Source organism: Streptomyces sp. NPDC027189, from assembly GCF_055566975.1.
This window is the reverse complement of sequence record NZ_JBVHRI010000011.1, coordinates 152,082-170,661: the sequence shown is the minus strand read 5'-3', so window position 1 is coordinate 170,661 and position 18,580 is coordinate 152,082. Positions and strand designations below refer to the sequence as shown.

Sequence of the window (18,580 nt, the reverse complement as noted above, 5' to 3'; positions counted from 1 at the left end):
CCTACATTCGCGCCGTGGACCCCGAAATACTCAGATCCAGCTTCGCGATCGTCGAGAGACGGGCCGAGTTCGCGGTCAAGTACTTCTACTCGCACCTGTTTCGACACCACCCGGAGATCCGCGAGCTGTTTCCACTGGGCTTCCCGGAGGACATGGAGCGGCAGCGGGACAGACTGTTCGCGGCGCTCACGTATGTCATCGAACGGCTGGAGGATCCGGGGCTGCCGAGGTACTTACGGGAGCTCGGGAGGGACCACCGGAAATATCTGGCGGAGCCGGAGCACTACGCCGCCGTGGGGGCGAGTCTGATCGCCGCGTTCGCCGTCGTCGCGGGGTCGGCGTGGAACGCGGAGGTCGAGAAGGCCTGGGGCGAGGCGTACGGGGTGATCACGAATGTGATGCTGCAGGGCGCGTGGGAGGCACAGCAGCGCGGCGAACCGCCTTGGTGGGACGCCGAGGTGACCGCACGGACGCGGCACGGAGACGACCTCGTCGTCCTGACCCTGCGACCGCACCGCCGGCTGCGCTACTCCCCCGGCCAGTACGTCAGCGTCAACGTCCCCCATCTGCCCGGCATTTGGCGGCCGTATTCGCTGGCCAACGCACCCCGCGCCGACCACACCGTCGACCTGCACATCAGCCGGGTCGAGGACGGCCTCCTCTCCACCGCGCTCGTCCGGCAGACCCGGAAGGGCGACGTCCTGCGGCTGGGCGCGCCCGGCGGCAGGCTGACCCTGCGCACGCCCGTCGAACGCCCCCTCACCCTCATCGCGGCCGGCACGGGATGGGCGCCCGTGAAGGCGCTGCTGGAACAGCTCGACGACACACACGAGGCCCGGCTGTTCCTCGTCGCCCGCGACACCTCGTACCTGTACGACCGGGGCGCCGTCGAGCGCCTGCGGGCCCGGCTTCCCCGGCTCGCCGTCACCTTCATCACCCCCGCGCCCGGCCGGCCCAAGGCCCAGGCGACCGAACGGCTGCTGACCGCGCTGGGCAACCGCGCCGGCTGGACCCGGCACGACGTCTATCTCGCCGGTCCGCCCAAGCTCGTCGAAGAGATCGGCGAGACCCTGCCCTCCTTCGGCACGCCGACGGAGCGGATCTTCCACGACGTCCTGGCGCCGACCGGCCAGGGAGGCCCTCGGCCGGTGGGCTCGGCTGAGTGGCTCCTCGACCGCCCACAGCCGAGCTGGCACAACCCGTCGAGCCGGGCACCGCAGGCGTAACTCCGGCGCGGCCGCCACGGCCCGCTCGATCGTCAGGCTTCCGGCCCTCAGCCCCACCCCTTCTTTCCGTCCGGCCACTCGCGCACCCGGCCTTCAGTCCTCCGCGTCCGCCCCCGAAGACCCTTCTGCCGCCCGGATCGCGTCCCGGTAGGCCCGTGCCGCCGCCCGCAGCGCCGCCTCCGGGTCCACGCCCTCGGCCTCGGCGCGCGCGGCTGTCCGCAGCAACGCGTACCCGACGCCCTCGCCCCGTGGCAGCTCGACGTCAAGTCCCGCCGTACGCACCCGGGATGCCAGCTTCGCCGCCAGCGCCAGGCCCGGCTGGCCCAGCGGGACACCCTCCGTCACGGACGCGCGCTGCTTCTCCACGGCCTTCGTGCGCAGCCAGTGCTCCTTGACCTCCTCGGGGGTGGTGGCCGTCTCGTCCCCGAAGACGTGCGGATGGCGGTGGATGAGCTTGGCCACGATGCCGCCCGCGACGTCGTCTATGGAGAAGGGAGCGTCCTCGTCCTCCTCGGCGATACGGGCGTGGAAGACGACCTGCAGCAGGACATCCCCGAGCTCCTCGCGCAGCTCGTCCCGGTCACCCTCCTCGATCGCCTCGACCAGTTCGTACGCCTCCTCGATGCCGTACTTCGCCAGGCCCTTGTGGGTCTGCTGGGACGACCAGGGGCACTCGGCGCGGATGCGGTCCATGACCTGGACGAGGTCGAGGAGGCGGGCGCCCGGCAGGTCGTACGAGGCGGGGAGCAGCTCCAGGTCCGGCATCTGTATACGGCCGGAGCCGGCCAGGCGGGCCAGGCCGTCGGTGAGCCTCGGCTCGCCCTCGCCGGTGGCGACGACGACCAGGGTGCGGCCGCCCGCGCACGCGTCGACCAGCTCCTGAGCGGTCGGGGACGCCTCGTCGACGGTGATGCCCGCCTCGCGCAGATAAGGCAGCTGCGGGTGCGCGCCGTCCGCGCACAGGACCTGGTCGGCACCGCGGAGCGCCTGCCAGGCGGGCCAGGACAGCAGCCCGGGCGCCACCCGGTGGCTGGTGGTGAGCAGCACGATACGGCCGGGGTCGGTGGAGGTGGCGGGGCCGGTCGCGTCCGGGGCGTCGTCGAAGCTGGTTGCGTTCACCCCTCGAACGTAACCCACACCACCGACAGCCCCAGCCGTTATCCACAGGCCGGGCGGCCGACCGTCGGTCCACGAGGTGGATGGACGAGGAGCGCCGTACGACTGCCCGGCGAGGAGCGCCGTACGGCTGCCGGACGGGGACGGCCGTAGCACTGCCGGGACGGGGAGCGCCGTACGACTCTATCCGCGAACCGCCCGGCCGAACCGCTTATCCACAGCCCCCGCGCCCCGCAGGCCGTTACGCCGTCTGCTGGGTTCCCGCCGCGGTGACCTCCCGCAGCCACGGCGTCTTCGCGTCGACGCGGCTGCTCTTCCGGACGTCCCAGGCGCCGTAGCGCGGGTTCAGGTCGACGTGGAGTTCCTCGGAGGCGACGGACATCGCCTTCCAGAAGGTGGCCTTGCCCTCGGTGGTGTTCATGTCGACGCCGAGCGTGGCGGCCAGCTTCTGCGCCTCGATCTCGGTGCGCAGGCTGTCGTCGAGGTATCTCGGCGCCACTCCGTAGTTCTGCAGCCAGGCCGTCTCCAGCGCCTGGGCGCCGCCCGCCTGCTGTTCGAGGGAGGCCCGCAGCTGCTGGCTGTCCTTGCGGGTCACGCTGACGCCCGCGTTCTTCGCGGCCCGGTCCAGGACCCGGTCGAGGACCATGCCGTGCAGGGTGTCGCGGGTGAGCGTGCCTGTCTTGGCGATGGTCTGCTCGTACTCGGCCTCGTCCTTGGTGGCGGCCTTCTGCGCCGCGCGCACCTCGTTCACCCGGTTCTCCAGCTGCGCGACCGTGATCCGCTGACCGCCGACGACGGCCGCGGCGCCTGGATGCGCGTCGCTGCCGCACGCGGCGAGAAGAGGGGCCGCGGCGACGAGCGCGGCGGAGAGGACGAGCGCGGTGCGACGGCGGCGGTGCAAGGAAGCCTCCCGAGGAGATTGTGCGACGGTGCACAAAGTCTTGCGGTGATCGATGGTAGGCAGTGGCCCAGCTCTCGGCCACCCTTTCGACCAACGATTCGCCCAGCCTTCAGGCACCGTCGCACCATCACACCGGCGTCAGCCGCGTCACACGGGCATCAGCCGCGTGACACGGGCGTCATCCGCGTCACGCGGGCGTCAGCCGCCTCACCACACGGGCGTCAGCCGCGTCACACGGGCATCAGCCCGTGATCGCCACCGGCGCATCCCACGCGTCCCGGTCCACGGTGATCGTGTAACCGCCGCGCGACTCCTTGCTGTTCACCAGGTACTGGTGCGCCCGGCTGTGGTTCGTGAACTGGGTGGCGCCGAACGGCCAGTCCGCGGTCGTGGTGTTCTGCTTGTCCCACAGCGCGTACCAGAGGTTGCCCGGCAGGTCGGTCTTGTCGGTCGCGTTCGCGATGGCCTTGGCGCTGGAGCTGGTGAAGCCGTAGTAGCCGGTGCGGTACGTCTTGGCGTGCAGCGCCTTGTCGAAGGCGCGGACGTATGTCAGCACGGCGTTGTTGCAGGCCGTGTTCGTTATGTCGTACGCCTCCATGTCCAGGTAGATCGGGCTGCCGGCCTTCATTCCGAGGGCGGCGGCCTTGGCGACCGCGTCCGCGCCGTCGGCGGCACCGAGCGAGGCGGCGGTGGAGGCGGTGAGCTTCTCGGGGCTGGACCCGGACTGGCAGGACGGCTGGGCGCCGACGTACAGGGGGATGAGCTTCCAGCCTGCCGCGCTGACCGACTTCACCCAGGACGCCGTCAGATTGGGCTGGCTGCAGCCACGGTTCTTGCCGCCGACGTAAACGGCCGCGGCGCCGTAGAAGCCGGTGTTCCAGGCCTTCATCGCGGACAGCGAGGGCGCGGCGCAGGTGTCGAAGGCGCGCCCGGTGAAGGTCCGCTGCGCGGGCCACGTGGTGGCGGCCATCGAGGTCTGCGCGGCGATCCCGGCTCCGGCGACCACGGCGGCACCGGCCGCGGCCCATGCCACGTATCTGCGCTTCTTCGAATACCGATGGCTGGACATGAAATTCCCACCCCATGGTTCAAGTGACGAGTGCGCGGGGCACGCGCGCGTGCGGGACGAAGTGGACGGCCTTCTATGGCCCTCGATGGCCATCGATGGACATGGACGTCGTGCACGCGTGCGCGTGGCGCACGAAAACGGATCGCAACGTACCGGGCGCGCCCCCACCGTTCGGGAAACCCCGCACCTTGATCACCACAAGCTTCGGCCAAGGTGGCGCAAAGCCTGCGGTCCGGTGCCGCGATCAGCCCCGCACCTGTCCCAGCCACTGCAACGTCCGCCGGATCTCCGCGGCCATCGGGTGCCCGGGTCCGCGCAGCCGCTCCACGTCGTGCAGCAGTCTGGCCAGCGTGTCGTGGGCGGCGCCCCGGTCGCCGAGCGCGAGCAGCAAGTGACCGATGCGGCGGCGGACTTCGAGGGAGAGCTCGGGATCCCCGGCGACGTACTGGTTCTCGTAGTACGGCAGCAGCGCGCGGTACTCCGCCAGCGCCGCGGCGGGTTCGCCGAGCTGCTCCAGGCACTGGGCGGCCTCGTAGCGGAAGCGCAGGGACTGCGGGTCGGCCTGGCCGGCCTCGGCGGCGCGCTCGTCGGCGAGACGGCGCAGTTCGGGCAGCGCGCGCCGGTACTGGCCGTCGTCCATCAGCGTGGCCGCGTACTGCTTGCGCAGGGTGCGTACGACGGGCGAGTGCTCGCCGTGTTCGGCGGCGGCCGCCGGAAGGATCGAACCCAGGATGTCGACGGCCTGCGTGATGCGCCCCTCGCCGAGCAGCCGCTTGACCTCGTCGACGGCGCCCGCGACATCGGCCTTCTCCACGGCGGGCGCGGCCTGCGGCTGGGGCGCGGGCGTGCGCGCCCGGTCCGGCCACGGGGCGTGCGGGCGCAGGAAGGGGCGCGTGGGGTCGAGCGGGGCACCGGTGGGCATGCCGCGCGCGGGCAGCAGCGGAAGCAGTTGCTCGTACGTCTCCTGCGCGGAGCCCGGCCGGTGCTGCGGGTCCTTGGAGAGCAGGCGCAGCACGAGACCCTCCAGCGCGGGCGGCACCTCGGGGCGCAGCCGGCGCACCGGGAGCGGCGGCTCGTAGAGATGACGGTGCAGCACACCGAGCACGGTCGAGCCGGAGAACGGCACGTCTCCGCTGAGGAGTTCATGCAGCAGTACGCCGAGTGCGTACAGGTCGGTGTACGGGCCGACCGCGCCGCCCATCGCCTGCTCGGGGGCCATGTAGGCGGGCGAGCCGATGGGCGAGCCGGTGTGGGTGAGCCGGGTCGTGTCGGTGTCCATGACGGAGGCGACGCCGAGGTCGAGGACGGTGACCGTGCCGTCCTGCTTGACCATCACGTTCCGCGGTTTCAGGTCGCGGTGCACGATCGGCACGGCGTGTACGGCGCTCAGCACGGCGCACAGTTGCGCGGCGACCGCGACCGCCCACTGCCATGGGTACGGGTCGTGTTCGGCGAGGTGGTCGGAGAGGTCGGCCCCGTCGACGTACTGCATGACGAGGAACAGCTCCTCGCCCTCGCTGCCCGCGTCGTGAACCGTGACCAGGCCGGGGTGGTCGACCTGTGCGGTGACCCGGCACTCGCGCACGAAGCGGCGGCGCAGCTCGTCGGCCTCCTGGCCCGCGACCTTGTCGGGGCGCAGCAGCTTGACGGCGACACGCCGGTCGAGGCGCTGGTCGTACGCCGTCCAGACCTGGCCCATGCCGCCCTGCCCGATCAGGGTGGACAGTTCGTAGCGGTTCGCGACCATGCGCCCCGTCGCCACGCTCACCTGCCGTCCCTGCCGCCGTCGTGATGGCCGTCGCGCTTGCGGAGATAGTCACTGAGCTCGTCGAGCTCGGCACGCACCTGGTCGATCCGCGCGGGCGCGGGCCGCTGCGGGGGCGGCGGAACCGGGGTGTGCGGCACGGGGGTGTGCGGCACGGGAGCGGGCACGGGTGTCACCGGCGTCTGCGGGTGCGTGGCCGCGTACGGCGACGAGGGCTGCGGGTAGCCGTAGTTCACGGCCGGGGCCTGGGGCGGCAGATAGCCGGTGGGGTACAGCCGGTGGTAGTGACGTATGTCGGCGTACAGGTAGTAGCCGACGCAGGCCGCGGCGTTCAACAGCAGGATGATCATGCCCACGTTGCCGTTCGGGCTGCTGAAGTCGTCGGTGTGGTCGGTGCTGAGGAAGGCGAAGCTGGTCCCGAGGACCACGAGCGATCCCCCGAAGATCCACCAGTCCGCAGGCCGATGGGTCACGATCGCCGCCCTGAGCGGCGCCACCCACGCCAGGAATCCGATGCTGAGGATCGGCACTGCCACGAAGATCACGCGCAGCACGACCAACACCCCGGTCGAGGGTCGCTTCGGCGGAGGCGGCGCGTAGCCGTGGCCTTGCATGGCTGCTCCTGGAGGCCTGATGGGGACGGACGTACGAGTTCGGAGTCCGAGCGTATAGGCCGACAAGGACAACCGGTCCCGGGTTGTACCGAACCGTTGTCGTGCTGATCACTTCGCGCGCCCCGGCGGGTTTTCGAGGGCTTCCCTGGAAGCACCCGTTCCGTCAGTCCGCCGCGACCGTCCCGTCCGTCAGACCGTCGTACATGCCGCGCACCAACCGCTCGCCGAGCCGGCCCGCACGCCGGAGCGCGTCCTCGAACTCGGCCAGCGCGCGGAAGCGCTCGCCGTACCGGCGCTGCTCGTCGAGCGGGAGCCGGGGCAGCTGGAGGCGGCGCACGTCGAGTCGGGTGGCGGTGGACGCGTAGCTGCTGGCCTGGCGGTTGTTGGCGGTACCGCGCAGGAAGCCGGCCAGGAACCACGGGTCGAGGGCGGTCGGGACGGGACGCAGCAGCGTCAGGTTGCGCCCCAGGGCGGCGCCCGCCGTGTTCTCGTCGACCACGCGCGCGATGGAGCCGCCGCCGACCACGGGGACGACGACATCGCCCGTCTCGACCAGCACGGCTTCGTCCTCCCCTTCGGGCAGGGTCCCGGACGGCGCGGTTCCGGCGAGCACATCGTGGTCGGTGAGGACGGGCACGCGCGCGGGGGCCCCGTTTCCGCCCGTACGCAGCAGGAGCGCGCCCCCGCGCGCGAGTTCGCCGACGGTGATGAGCGGCCAGCGCGCGGGTTGCGTCGGCCGCGTCTCGGGGGGCGTGAGGTCGGAGGTCAGGCGCAGGGTCTCGCCGAGCCGTTCGCGTACGTCCGCGAGCTGCTCGGTGCCGCCCCCCGCGGCGGCCGGCGGCAGATGCCGGGCGGGGGCCAGGTCGACGTCGTCGTCGAGGAGTTCGATGACCGGCACCGCGCGGCTGAACCCCGGCTCCTCCCGCGCGCTGCCGGTGCGCTCGAAGGGCCGCCAGGCGTCGAGAACCGCGGTCCGCACGGCCTGCCAGTCCAGGCCTCCGCGGCCCTCCGCGGCCAGCGCCCCGGTGTCGACGAGCAGCAACTCGGGCTGCGCGGGCGCCTTTTCGGGGCGGCGCAGCACCCAGATGTGCAGCGGGATGTTGTACGGGGGTGCCGCGCCGATCGGCAGGGCGATCACGGCACGCAGCGCGCCGCGGCGCAGCAGGTCGGCGCGGATACGGCGGCCCGAGCGACGGGAGGCGGCCGCCGGGGGCATCAGCATGACGGCGCTGCCGCCGTCCTTGAGATGGGCCAACGCGTGCTGCACCCACGCCAGTTCGGATTCCGTGCGGGCCGGGAAGCCGTACTCCCAGCGGGCGTCGTAGGCGAGTTCGTCGTGGCCCCAGTTGCGCTCGTTGAACGGCGGGTGGCACAGGACGACGTCGGCCTGGAGCGTGGGATGCGCGTCGGCGCGCAGGGTGTCACCGGCGGCGGTGCGGACGGCGGCCTTCCCCTGGAGGGCGAGCCGCAGCGCGGAGAGGGCCGCCAGCTCGGGGGCGCTGTCCTGGCCGTACAACTCCTGGTCCGGCTTGGGCCCCACGGCCCGCAGGAGCGCACCGGTGCCGCACGCCGGATCGAGCGCCGTGCGCGCCGGCCCCGCGAGCTCGGCCATCAACGCGGCCAGGTCACCCGGGGTGAGCGTGTACTGCCGCGGGTTGTTGTCGAGGTGCCGCCCCAGCAGGAACTCGTACGTCTGCCGCGCGCCCAATTCGGCGGCGAGCTCGGCGGCGCCACGCAGGAGCGGGGCGGAGGGCAGGAGCTCGGGGCCGGTCGGGGTGTTCACAGCGCGCTCGCGGGGCGCGCCGAAGCGGGGAGTGATCACCTGGTCGAGCGCGGCGGGCAGCAGGGCGGCCAGGCGCTCGTCCGAACCCGCGCTCAACTCCAGCCAGTCGGTGGGGCGGTCATGGATGAGCAGGAGCGCGCAGCCGGCGTGCACGAGGGCGGTGACGGGACCCTCGGGGTGTCCGGCGAGCTGCTGCCAGACGCGTTCGCGCAGCGGGACCTCGGCGAGTTTGCCCTGGTCGCGCAGCCAGGCCTCGACTTCGGCGAGCGCGAAGGAGGGGCTGGTCTCGGTGCCCCCGACCGGCTTGGGGAAGTCGGCGTGGCGGCGGCGCCAGTTGCTGACGGCGGCGCGGCCGACCCCGGCGAGCCGCGCGATCCCGGCAGCGGTCACCTCTGTCGCGTTGTCCTGCACCGCCCGGCTCCCCTCGTCCTGGCCTGTGACGCCTGATGGCGCCGCCCTGGTCTGTGACGTCGAGCATACCGACGTACGCAAGATCTACCCCTTCACAGTCGTGTACACAACCTTCTCCGTGAATCGTGTTGACTCGGTTCACAAGCTCTGCTGTTATTGACCCATCGAACGGGCGGCCGCCGGTAGCGGCGGTCGCCACCTTGGGGAGGGGACAGACATGGGCATGAAGGCCAAGGTTGCACTGGGCGCTGTGGTGGGGATCGTCGTCATCGGCGTGGTGTCGGCGAACGCCGGCAACGGTGCGGACGGCAAGGGTTCCGGCGACAAGCAAAACTCCGCCAGAGCCGACGAGAAGTCGGGCGGAGGCGCGAAGTCCGACACGAAGCCCGCCGAGGACAAGGGAACCGAAAAGGCGTCCCAAGCAGAGCAGTTCAAGGCCTTCGTGAACAAGAACGGCAGCCCGAAGGAGAAGGCTGCCGTCTCCCACGTCACCAAGGTCCAGGGCGCCGACGAACAGAACGACCTGCTCGACTCCGCCGACGTCTACACCGACTTCACCGGCGGCCTGATGGGGAAGGGGATGGCCCCGGCCAAGCTCATCGCCTCCGCCTTCGCCGACTGGAAGGACAGCGCGAACGGCCTCGTCACGGTCTACGACGCCGACGGCGAGCTGCTCGGCAACGGCAACTTCTGATCCACGTACACCTCACCGCTCACTGAAATCCTGGGGAACTCTCATGCGTCGCACCGCACTTGCCGCCCTCTGTCTCGCCGCCGCGGCCACCGCGGGCCTCACCGGCTGTCTGCCCGGCGAGAACAAGGCGGACAGCAAGCCGAAGGGCCCGTTCGCCGGACTGACCGGAGGCGAAATCGCCGACCGCGCCGTGAAGGCCACCACGGGGGCCACCTCGCTCCGGATGAAGGGCGACATCCCCGACGACGAGGACGGCGGCACCATCGGGATCGACATGGCCCTCAACAAGAAGGGCGAGTGCGCCGGCACGATGAGCATGGCCGGCCAGGGCAAGGCCGATCTCATCAAGACCGGCGACACCGTCTACATGAAGTACGACGAGGCGTTCCTGCGCGCCCAGAGCAAGGGCGAGTCCAAGGCCGACACCGACGCGGCCGTGGCCATGCTGGCCGGCAAGTGGACCAAGATGTCCGCGACCGGCTCCGACGCCAAGGACATCGCGAGCTTCTGCGACCTCGACACCGTGCTCGGCGGCGCGGAGGACGTGAACTCCGATGCCACCCGCGGCAAGACCACCACCGTCGACGGCACCCCGGCGATCGTCCTTCGCGAGAAGGACGGCAAGGACCGCTACACCCTCTACGTCGCCACCGAGGGCAAGCCCTATCTGCTGCGGGTCGACAGCAGCTCCGCCAAGGACCCCGGCACGCTCACCTTCAGTGAGTACGACAAGCCGGTCCCGGCCAAGACCCCCACGGGCAAGATCCTCGACCTGGACAAGCTGGGCGCCTGAGGGCCCACCTGCAACCGGCCGTACGCCTCACGGGCCATACGCCTCACAGGGCCTACGTCTCACACGCCATACGTCGAGCTCACAGGGTGTGCCGCACCCACACGTTGGGCTCGACGTATACGGCGTATCCGCGCCTGGCTTCGCAGTGCACCGGCACCAGCGCGCCGGGCACGTCGACGAAGCCCTCCATGTCGAAGGGCAGCCCCGTCCAGGCGCGCCACTCCTCCAGCGAAGCCGCGACCGTCATGGACGCCGGTGCCACCGCCTCGACGACGCCGCCCGCCCGGACGTGGACGCGTAGCCACGGGTCGTGCGGCAGCCCGTCGGCGCGCTCCCGGAACGCGTACTCCTCCATCGGGGTGCGCGGTTCCAGGTGCTTGGCGCTGGGGCGGACGGGGGCGACGACCTCGGCGAAGCCGTGCGCCCGGGCGTTGTCCCGCATCGCGGAGAGCATCCGGGCCGACAGCCCACCGCCCTGGGCGTGCGGGGCGACGACGATCGAGATGGCGCTCACCGTGTCGGCCGGTGTGCCGCGGCGCCGGTCGGCGAATGCCCAGGCCAGCACCTGGTCCCAGCCCCGCGCGGGCAGTTCGCCCCGGTCCTCGTCCGCGAGGGCGAACGGCACGCTGTAGGCGTGGGCGACCACGCGGCCGTGCTCGTCCTCGGCGAACAGCACGTACTCCGGAAGTTCGGTGGCGATCCGGCCGTAGTGTGTGTCACCCACCAGGTCGTGGAGCAGGAACTCCGGCCAGCTGTTGGCCATCCGGACCACGTGCCCGAGCATCTCGGGACGCTCGGCGAGACTTGACACCTTCAGCTGCATGTCGCACACGGTAGGCGTCGACTCGCCCCGGGTGAAACGGTTTTGCCGTGTCGGCCTCCATGAGGCAGCGACATGGGTTCGCGCTCAGTCGGTGGCATGTCGATGTCGGCGGCCGAGCGGGCGGACGCAGCGTGGGTGAACGCGGGCGGCCCGTGGCGGCCCATTGCAGCCCCTGGCGGCTAGTTCGCGTGGAACCGCTTCGGCGCCTGTGTCGGGTTGCCGTCCGAGGGGAGTTTCTGGCCGGGGCAGCCGGAGAGCACCTTCTTCATGGCCGCCTTCTCGGCGGCGGTGACCCACAGCCCGTACTTCTTCTTCACGGCCACCTGCGCGGCGACATACGTGCAGCGGTACGCCTTGTTGGGCGGGAGCCAGGTCGCCGTGTCGCCGTCGCCCTTGCTGCGGTTGGCGCTGGCGCCGACGGCACGGAGGTTGAGCGGGTCGTTGGCCAGGGCTATTCGCTTGCTCGCGTCCCAGTACTTGGCACCCTTCTGCCAGGCGTCCGAGAGCGCGACGAGGTGGTCTATGTCCACCAGACTGCGGCCGCGCGCGAAGGTCACGTCCTGACCCCCGTACGGATCCGGGGAGAGGATCCCGGAGCTCACCTTGCACTCTCCGTCGCTGAACTTCACGTCCCTCAGGTCCCGTTTGAGGATGTCGTCACGGGTGTCGCACCGGTTCGAGTCCGTGTCGGCCCAGGCCGTGCCGAACCGCTCCCGGCTGTAACCCGTCTTGGGCGCGCGCCCCTTGACGGTCAGCGAGTCCACGGCGGTGAGGGCCGCGCCGCCGGCCGCCGTCTTCTGCGGGCCCGCGGAACCCGTGGTCTCCTTCTTGCAGCCGCTGACACCGGCACCGACGACGAACACCACCAGCGCGGCCGCGGCCGCCCCACCCCTCAGACGCAGCACGGCGTCCCTCCCCTTGCCTCCCCGGGTCCGCCCTGCACGGGCGCGTTTCCCCTGGTCCCAAGGTACCGGCCAGGGCCCCTCGGCCATACCCGCACCCAACGGGCAATCGGCGCACGCCGGGCGTATCGTCGGTGGTGAGTCACCTCCGGAAGGAGCTCTGGATGGGCATCTTCGACAGGTTCAAGAGCCACGGGCAGGACAAGGCCAAGCAGATGTCCGACGCCGCGGAGCAAGAGGTCAACGAAAAGACGGGCAACAAGTACACGGACCAGGTCGACGACGCGCAGCAGAAGACCGAAGGCGCGATGGGCATGGACCGCGACCGGCCCGAGCAGCCATAACCCGGAGACATACGGAGGCTTGCGTCGACTGAATCACCCTGAACCCCAGGCAACAGAGACCGTCCGCGGAGACCCGGTCCCGCGGGCGGTTCTACGCTGCCCCAGCCGGAGTTGACCTACCGGGCGCCTCGTCACATCGCCTCACACCTTCCCGATGCCCAGCGTCGTCTCCGAAGGCAGCAGCCCCGAGCTCAGCACCGCGACCCAGAACTCGCCGAGCAGGTCGGCGAGGCGGGCGATGCCGTCCGGGCCCAGGGCGCGCCAAGGGGCGGCGGCGAGTTCGTCCGTGTGCTGTTCGACCTGGCGGCGCAGCTCGTGGCCGGCGGGGGTGGCGGTGCCGTCCTCGTCCACCAGGCCGCGGGTGGCGAGGCGTTGACGGGCGGCGGTCCATTCCTCGGGGCTCCAGCCGCGGCTCTCGAAGCGCTCCACGGAGGCCGCGCCTATCGCCGCGAAGGAGACGAGTGACTCGACGGGGTCGAGCCCGGCGATGAGCAGTGCGGCGAGGTGGCCGTCGCCCCGGTGCTCGCGGAGGATCGTCGCCGCGTGCCACAGCTGGAGATGGGGAGCCTCGGGCCAGACCAACTCCGCGTTGGCGGCGGCGAGGGGACGGCCCGCCGTATTCGCGGCCTCGGCGGCACCGCGGGCCAGGGCGGCGGCCTCGGCGAGTTCGGGACTGGTGACGCGGTCCCCGAATATCGCGCGGTAGGCCCGGTCGACAGCACGCTCCCGCGCCTTCAGCACCTGCTCCGGGCTCGCCGTCCGCCACGCGGACTTCATGTGTTCGGCGACCATGCGCGGGCTGAAGCTGTAGAAGGCGGAGGTCACGCGCTCGCTGCCGACCGCCCCCAACGGCGCGGCGCGGTACGGAAAGTAGCTCGGCCAGCGCTCCTGTTCGCCGTAGCCGAGCGCGGCCGCTTCCTCGAAGGCCTCCGGTGCGTAGTAGAGGACGGCATGCAGGGGCTCCAGCAGATGCCAGAGCTGGCGCACCCGGCCGAGCTCGACACCCGCCCCGACTCCGGCTTCCGTCTTGTTCGTGGCGCTCGTCCCACTGACGTTCTCCGACATGACTCCACCCCTCGTCGCGTCCCACTCACTCAACAACTTGACACTGACTAGATTGCCCGCGCCCACCGAACTTGTCAATGCCTAGATTCGGCGTACGCTGCTGACCATGAACCCCGCGAAGACCGGCGACTCGGCGCGCCCCTACCACCACGGCGACCTGCGCCGCGCGATCCTCACCGCCGCGCTGGACGTCATCACCGTCGACGGCCCGTCCGCGCTGAGCCTGCGCGACCTGGCCCGCCGCGCGGGCGTCTCGCACGCGGCGCCGGCCCACCACTTCAAGGACCGCACCGGCCTGCTCACCGCGATCGCCGCCGAGGGGTACGAGCTGCTGGCGGGCGCGCTCGCGCAGGCCGAGGACCTGAGGGAGGCGGGCGTGCGCTACGTACGGTTCGCGCGTGAGCATCCCGCGCACTTCCAGGTGATGTTCACACCGGGACTGCTGCGCCAGAACGACCTGGAGCTGACGACCGCCAGGACCCTCGCGGGCGAGCGCCTGCGCACCGCGGTCACCTCCGTACCGGCCGAGGGCCGCGGCCCCGATGCCCGCCTCGCCGGGGTCGCCGCCTGGTCCCTCGCCCACGGCTTCGCCACGCTGCTCCTGAGCCACAATCTGGACGGTCCGGTGGGCGAGCAGGACCCCGAGGAGGTCTTCCGCGCCCTCACGGGAATGCTGTTCCGCTCCCACTGACCAGGGCGCGGCTCCCGCCCGGACCGCGCCCGGCAGAGCCCCATGACGAGCTCGCGCGCCGGGCGATCGCCGGCGCCACTTCCCCGTACGCGCGCCAGGCCGCGCCCAGAGGAAGGGCCAGGTCCTACGACCCCAGAACCGACGCCAAGAGCTCCCCGGTCCACCCCAGCAACTCCCGCCCCACCAACGGCTTCCCGCCCACCTTCGCCGTCTTCGGGCGGGGCACCAGGATCTGATGGACGGCCGGCTTGATGACGGTGCCCGGGTACAGGCGCTTCAGGCGCAGTTCCTGGGACTCCCTCAGCTCCACCGGGGCGAAGCGGATGTTGTTGCCCTGGAGGACGATCTCGCCGACGCCGCACGCGCGCGCGAGCATCCGAAGACCGGCCACCAGCAGCAGGTTCTCGACCGGCTCGGGCAACTTGCCGTAGCGGTCGACGAGTTCCTCGCGTACGGACTTGATGTCCTGCTCCGTGTTGGCGGAGGCGATGGAACGGTAGGCCTGGAGGCGGAGCCGCTCGCCGGGGGCGTAGTCGTGCGGGACGTGCGCGTCGACCGGGAGCTCGATCTTGACCTCCAGGGGCGGCTCCTCCTCGACGCCGCCTTCCAGCGAGGCGCGGTAGTCCGCGACCGCCTCGCCGACCATGCGCACGTAGAGGTCGAAGCCGACGCCCGCGATGTGACCGGACTGCTCGCCGCCGAGCAGATTGCCCGCGCCGCGGATCTCCAGGTCCTTCATCGCGACGTACATGCCCGCGCCCATCTCGGTGTGCTGGGCGATGGTCGCGAGCCGCTCGTGCGCGGTCTCCGTCAGCGGCTTCTCCGGGGGGTAGAGGAAGTACGCGTAGCCGCGTTCCCGTCCACGCCCGACTCGGCCTCGCAGCTGGTGCAGCTGGCTGAGGCCGAAGTTGTCGCCGCGCTCCACGATCAGCGTGTTGGCGTTGGAGATGTCGATGCCGGATTCGACGATCGTGGTCGACACGAGCACGTCGAACCTCTTCTCCCAGAAGTCGACGACCACCTGCTCCAGGGACTGCTCCCCCATCTGGCCGTGCGCCGTCGCGATGCGTGCCTCCGGGACGATCTCCCTGAGCCGCGCGGCCGCACGGTCGATGGACTCGACACGGTTGTGGATGTAGAAGACCTGACCCTCGCGCAGCAGTTCGCGGCGGATCGCCGCGCCGATCTGCTTCTCCTCGTACGGGCCGACGAAGGTCAGGACCGGGTGCCGCTCCTCCGGGGGCGTGGTGATCGTCGACATCTCGCGGATGCCCGTGACCGCCATCTCCAGGGTGCGGGGGATCGGAGTCGCGGACATCGTCAGTACGTCGACGTTGGCGCGCAGCTTCTTCAGCTGCTCCTTGTGCTCGACGCCGAAGCGCTGCTCCTCGTCGACGATGACCAGGCCCAGGTCCTTGAACTTCGTCTCCGACGAGAACAGCCGGTGGGTGCCGATGACGATGTCCACCCCGCCGTCGTTCAGGCCCTCCAGGACCGCCTTGGCCTCCGTGTCGGTCTGGAAGCGGCTCAACGCCCTTACGTTCACCGGGAATTGCGAATAGCGCTCGGAGAACGTGCCGAAGTGCTGCTGCACAAGGAGGGTCGTGGGGACGAGCACGGCCACCTGCTTGCCGTCCTGCACCGCCTTGAAGGCCGCGCGGACCGCAATCTCCGTCTTGCCGTAACCCACGTCGCCGCAGATCAGCCGGTCCATCGGGACCGTCTTCTCCATGTCCTCCTTGACCTCGGCGATCGTCGTCAGCTGGTCGGGGGTCTCCGCGTACGGGAACGCGTCCTCCAACTCGCGCTGCCACGGGGTGTCGGAGCCGAACGCGTGCCCGGGGGCCGCCATCCGCGCCGAGTACAGCTTGATCAGATCCGCGGCGATCTCCTTGACCGCCTTCTTGGCGCGCGCCTTGGTCTTCGTCCAGTCGGCGCCGCCCAGGCGATGCAGCGTGGGGGCCTCACCACCGACGTACTTGGTGATCTGCTCCAGCTGGTCGGTGGGGATGTAGAGGCGGTCGCCGGGCTGGCCGCGCTTGGCGGGGGCGTACTCCACGACCAGATACTCGCGGGTCGCGCCCTGGACCGTGCGCTGCACCATCTCGATGTAGCGGCCGACACCGTGCTGCTCGTGCACGATGTAGTCGCCCGCTTCGAGGCTCAGCGGGTCGATGGTCTTGCGGCGGCGGGCCGGCATGCGGGCGCCGTCCTTGCCGGCCGCCTTCTGGCCGGAGAGGTCGGTCTCGGTGAGGACGGCGAGCTTCAGCGCGGGGTCGACGAAGCCGTAGTCGATGGAGCCGCACGCCACATGGACGACGGAGGGGGCGATGTCCGCGAGGTCCGTGTCGAGGCGGGCCGCGATGCCCTCGCCGCCGAGGACCTCGACGCTACGGGCGGCGGGGCCGTGCGCCTCGGTGACGTACACCGTGCGCCAGCCGTCGGCGAGCCAGCCCTTGGTGTCGGCGAGGGCCCGGGCGGTGTCGCCGCGGTAGGTCTCGGGGGCGTGCATGCCCAGCTTGAGGGTGTCCGAGTCGAGTTCTTCGTCGGCCGCGAACGGCGACACCGACCACCACATCATGTCCAGCTCGCGCGCCCGGTCCCGTACGTCCGCGATGGACCACAGGGAGGCCGCGTCCACGTCGATGGGGGCCTCGCCGCCGCCGGCGGTCGCCGCCCAGGACGCCTGCAGGAACTCCTGCGAGGTCGCCACCAGGTCCGCGGCGCGCGTCCGCACCCGCTCCGGATCGCACACGACGGCCATCGAACCCTTGGGCAGGACGTCGAGCAGCAGCTCCATGTCGTCGACCAGGACCGGTGCCAGGGATTCCATGCCCTCTACGGCGATGCCCTCGGCGATCTTGCCGAGCAGCTCGCCCAGTTCCGGGTGCTCCTCGGCCAGCTGGGCCGCCCGCTCGCGTACGTCGTCCGTGAGCAGCAGCTCGCGGCAGGGCGGCGCCCACAGGCCGTGCTCGGCGACTTCGAGGGACCGCTGGTCGGCGACCTTGAAGTAACGGATCTCCTCGACGTCGTCACCCCAGAACTCCACCCGCAGCGGGTGCTCCTCGGTGGGCGGGAAGACGTCCAGGATGCCGCCGCGGACCGCGAACTCGCCGCGCTTCTCGACGAGCTCGACCCGGGAGTACGCGGCTGCCGCGAGCGCCTCGACGATCTCGCCCAGGTCGGCGCTCTGGCCCGTGCGCAACGCCACCGGTTCCAGGTCGCCGAGGCCCTTGACCTGCGGCTGCAGCACGGAGCGGACCGGAGCGACGACGACCGAGACCGGGCCGGTCTCCGGGTCGTCGGGGCGCGGGTGGGCCAGCCGCCGCAGGACGGCGAGGCGGCGGCCCACGGTGTCGCTGCGCGGGGACAGCCGCTCGTGCGGGAGCGTCTCCCACGACGGGTACTCGACGACGCCCTCCGGCGGGAGGAGGGACCTCAGCGCCGCTGCCAGGTCCTCGGCCTCGCGGCCCGTCGCCGTCACCGCCAGTACGGGGCGGCCGGCCTCGCGGGCCAGGGCCGCCACCGCGAAGGGGCGGGCCGCGGGTGGGCCGACCAGGTCGACGTGCATACGGTTGCCGTCGGTGGCGGCCCTCACCGCTTCCGCGAGGGCGGCGTCCTTGACGACGGCGTCGAGCAGACCGTGCAGGCTCATGAAGGGCTTCCATCCCGGGGAGTGGGCAACGCGAACCGCCCGACACGTGTGACGGGCCGGGGGCCTCAAGCGTACGACGCCGGGGTGCGGGGCGCCGGGCCTGTGGACAACGCCCCGCCTCCGTGCCCGGCACGTGTGGCCGCGCCCTGTCAGGGGCGCGGGGAACTGCGCGACCGGCCCCCGCCCACCCCCAGCCGGAAAACAACCCGGTGGTCCGGGTGGCGAAGCCCCCGGCGGGGTCCAGGGGCGAAGCCCTGGAAGATGGTCGAGTAGGGGCGGCGGGGGCAAACCCACCCACGCCCGCCCCCACCACCCCCGCAGCCGCAACCCCCGCCCAAGGAACACCCGGGCACACAGCCCAGGCCGCCCCACCGGGCCGAACAGCCGCCTCACCTCGCGCTGCCGGGTCTTCTGGGTCGGCACCACCCACGGAATCACCCCGGACTTCATCGCCCTGGACGACACCGACCGCTCCCTGCACGACGTCCAGGCGTACGCCCGTCAGCTGCACCCGCACGCCGAGTACGCCGTGATCGGCGCCGCCTACGGCTACGTACTCCTCAAACGGCGGTAGCTCCGACACACGCCGCAGGCCCGGGGCGAAGGGAGGGGACCTTCTCATGAAGGGGCCGGGCCCCTAAAACCCCCTTCGCGGGGGGTGTGTGGGGGGACCCCCGCCACTAGGGGGTGGCGAGCCAGTTCCAACCACTCCCCCCGCCAACCCAAAA

The 18,580-nt window shown here is 71.4% G+C and carries 15 protein-coding genes; 5 read left to right on the top strand and 10 right to left on the bottom strand.

Translation table 11 applies throughout. The annotated features are described in order from the left end of the window. The first annotated feature begins 14 nt into the window (after positions 1 to 14). On the top strand, positions 15 to 1,226 hold the full coding sequence (locus tag ACZ4RZ_RS26170; RefSeq protein WP_467748061.1) for a globin domain-containing protein: 1,212 nt from the start codon (positions 15 to 17) through the stop codon (positions 1,224 to 1,226). Between the two features lie 93 nt (positions 1,227 to 1,319). Here the strand turns inward: ACZ4RZ_RS26170 and ACZ4RZ_RS26165 are convergent, their stop codons facing one another. From ACZ4RZ_RS26165 to ACZ4RZ_RS26140, 6 genes are all read right to left on the bottom strand, one after another. After that, positions 1,320 to 2,345 (bottom strand): nucleoside triphosphate pyrophosphohydrolase, encoded by a 1,026-nt coding sequence (locus ACZ4RZ_RS26165; RefSeq protein WP_467748059.1) that lies wholly within the window; start codon positions 2,343 to 2,345, stop codon positions 1,320 to 1,322. 238 nt (positions 2,346 to 2,583) lie between these two features. Then, on the bottom strand, positions 2,584 to 3,243 hold the full coding sequence (locus tag ACZ4RZ_RS26160; protein WP_467748057.1) for a SurA N-terminal domain-containing protein: 660 nt from the start codon (positions 3,241 to 3,243) through the stop codon (positions 2,584 to 2,586). A gap of 241 nt (positions 3,244 to 3,484) precedes the next feature. Continuing rightward, positions 3,485 to 4,312 (bottom strand): glycoside hydrolase domain-containing protein, encoded by an 828-nt coding sequence (locus ACZ4RZ_RS26155; protein WP_467748056.1) that lies wholly within the window; start codon positions 4,310 to 4,312, stop codon positions 3,485 to 3,487. 244 nt (positions 4,313 to 4,556) lie between these two features. Next, positions 4,557 to 6,059, bottom strand: a complete 1,503-nt coding sequence (locus ACZ4RZ_RS26150; protein ID WP_467748241.1) for a protein kinase domain-containing protein — start codon at positions 6,057 to 6,059, stop codon at positions 4,557 to 4,559. 17 nt (positions 6,060 to 6,076) lie between these two features. Further along, positions 6,077 to 6,691 (bottom strand): hypothetical protein, encoded by a 615-nt coding sequence (locus tag ACZ4RZ_RS26145; protein WP_467748054.1) that lies wholly within the window; start codon positions 6,689 to 6,691, stop codon positions 6,077 to 6,079. A gap of 163 nt (positions 6,692 to 6,854) precedes the next feature. After that, positions 6,855 to 8,885: an N-6 DNA methylase gene (locus ACZ4RZ_RS26140; RefSeq protein ID WP_467748053.1), complete on the bottom strand. Its 2,031-nt coding sequence runs from the start codon at positions 8,883 to 8,885 to the stop codon at positions 6,855 to 6,857. Positions 8,886 to 9,102: 217 nt separating this feature from the next. On the opposite strand from ACZ4RZ_RS26140, the gene ACZ4RZ_RS26135 reads away from it, so the two are divergent. Together ACZ4RZ_RS26135 and ACZ4RZ_RS26130 are read left to right on the top strand one after the other, a co-directional pair. Then, on the top strand, positions 9,103 to 9,579 hold the full coding sequence (locus ACZ4RZ_RS26135) for a hypothetical protein (RefSeq protein ID WP_467748052.1): 477 nt from the start codon (positions 9,103 to 9,105) through the stop codon (positions 9,577 to 9,579). A 43-nt stretch (positions 9,580 to 9,622) separates the two neighbouring features. Continuing rightward, positions 9,623 to 10,372 carry a hypothetical protein gene (locus ACZ4RZ_RS26130; RefSeq protein ID WP_467748051.1) on the top strand — a complete coding sequence of 250 codons (750 nt, stop codon included), beginning with the start codon at positions 9,623 to 9,625 and terminating at the stop codon, positions 10,370 to 10,372. Between the two features lie 79 nt (positions 10,373 to 10,451). On the opposite strand, the gene ACZ4RZ_RS26125 is transcribed toward ACZ4RZ_RS26130, so the two are convergent. Next, positions 10,452 to 11,195, bottom strand: a complete 744-nt coding sequence (locus ACZ4RZ_RS26125) for a GNAT family N-acetyltransferase (protein ID WP_467748050.1) — start codon at positions 11,193 to 11,195, stop codon at positions 10,452 to 10,454. A gap of 179 nt (positions 11,196 to 11,374) precedes the next feature. Continuing rightward, positions 11,375 to 12,100: an HNH endonuclease family protein gene (locus ACZ4RZ_RS26120; protein WP_467748048.1), complete on the bottom strand. Its 726-nt coding sequence runs from the start codon at positions 12,098 to 12,100 to the stop codon at positions 11,375 to 11,377. Positions 12,101 to 12,261: 161 nt separating this feature from the next. Between ACZ4RZ_RS26120 and ACZ4RZ_RS26115 the strand changes: the two genes are divergently transcribed. Further along, complete coding sequence (locus tag ACZ4RZ_RS26115; protein WP_467748047.1) at positions 12,262 to 12,441, top strand: antitoxin; 180 nt, start codon at positions 12,262 to 12,264, stop codon at positions 12,439 to 12,441. A gap of 141 nt (positions 12,442 to 12,582) precedes the next feature. Here ACZ4RZ_RS26115 and ACZ4RZ_RS26110 read toward each other — a convergent pair whose 3' ends face one another. Then, complete coding sequence (locus tag ACZ4RZ_RS26110) at positions 12,583 to 13,506, bottom strand: SCO6745 family protein (protein WP_467748046.1); 924 nt, start codon at positions 13,504 to 13,506, stop codon at positions 12,583 to 12,585. Between the two features lie 106 nt (positions 13,507 to 13,612). Between ACZ4RZ_RS26110 and ACZ4RZ_RS26105 the strand changes: the two genes are divergently transcribed. Next, entirely contained in the window at positions 13,613 to 14,197 is a 585-nt protein-coding gene (locus ACZ4RZ_RS26105) for a TetR/AcrR family transcriptional regulator (protein WP_467748044.1), read from the top strand. Between the two features lie 124 nt (positions 14,198 to 14,321). On the opposite strand, the gene mfd is transcribed toward ACZ4RZ_RS26105, so the two are convergent. Continuing rightward, positions 14,322 to 17,852 (bottom strand): transcription-repair coupling factor, encoded by a 3,531-nt coding sequence (gene mfd, locus ACZ4RZ_RS26100; RefSeq protein WP_467748042.1) that lies wholly within the window; start codon positions 17,850 to 17,852, stop codon positions 14,322 to 14,324. Positions 17,853 to 18,580: the final 728 nt, after the last annotated feature.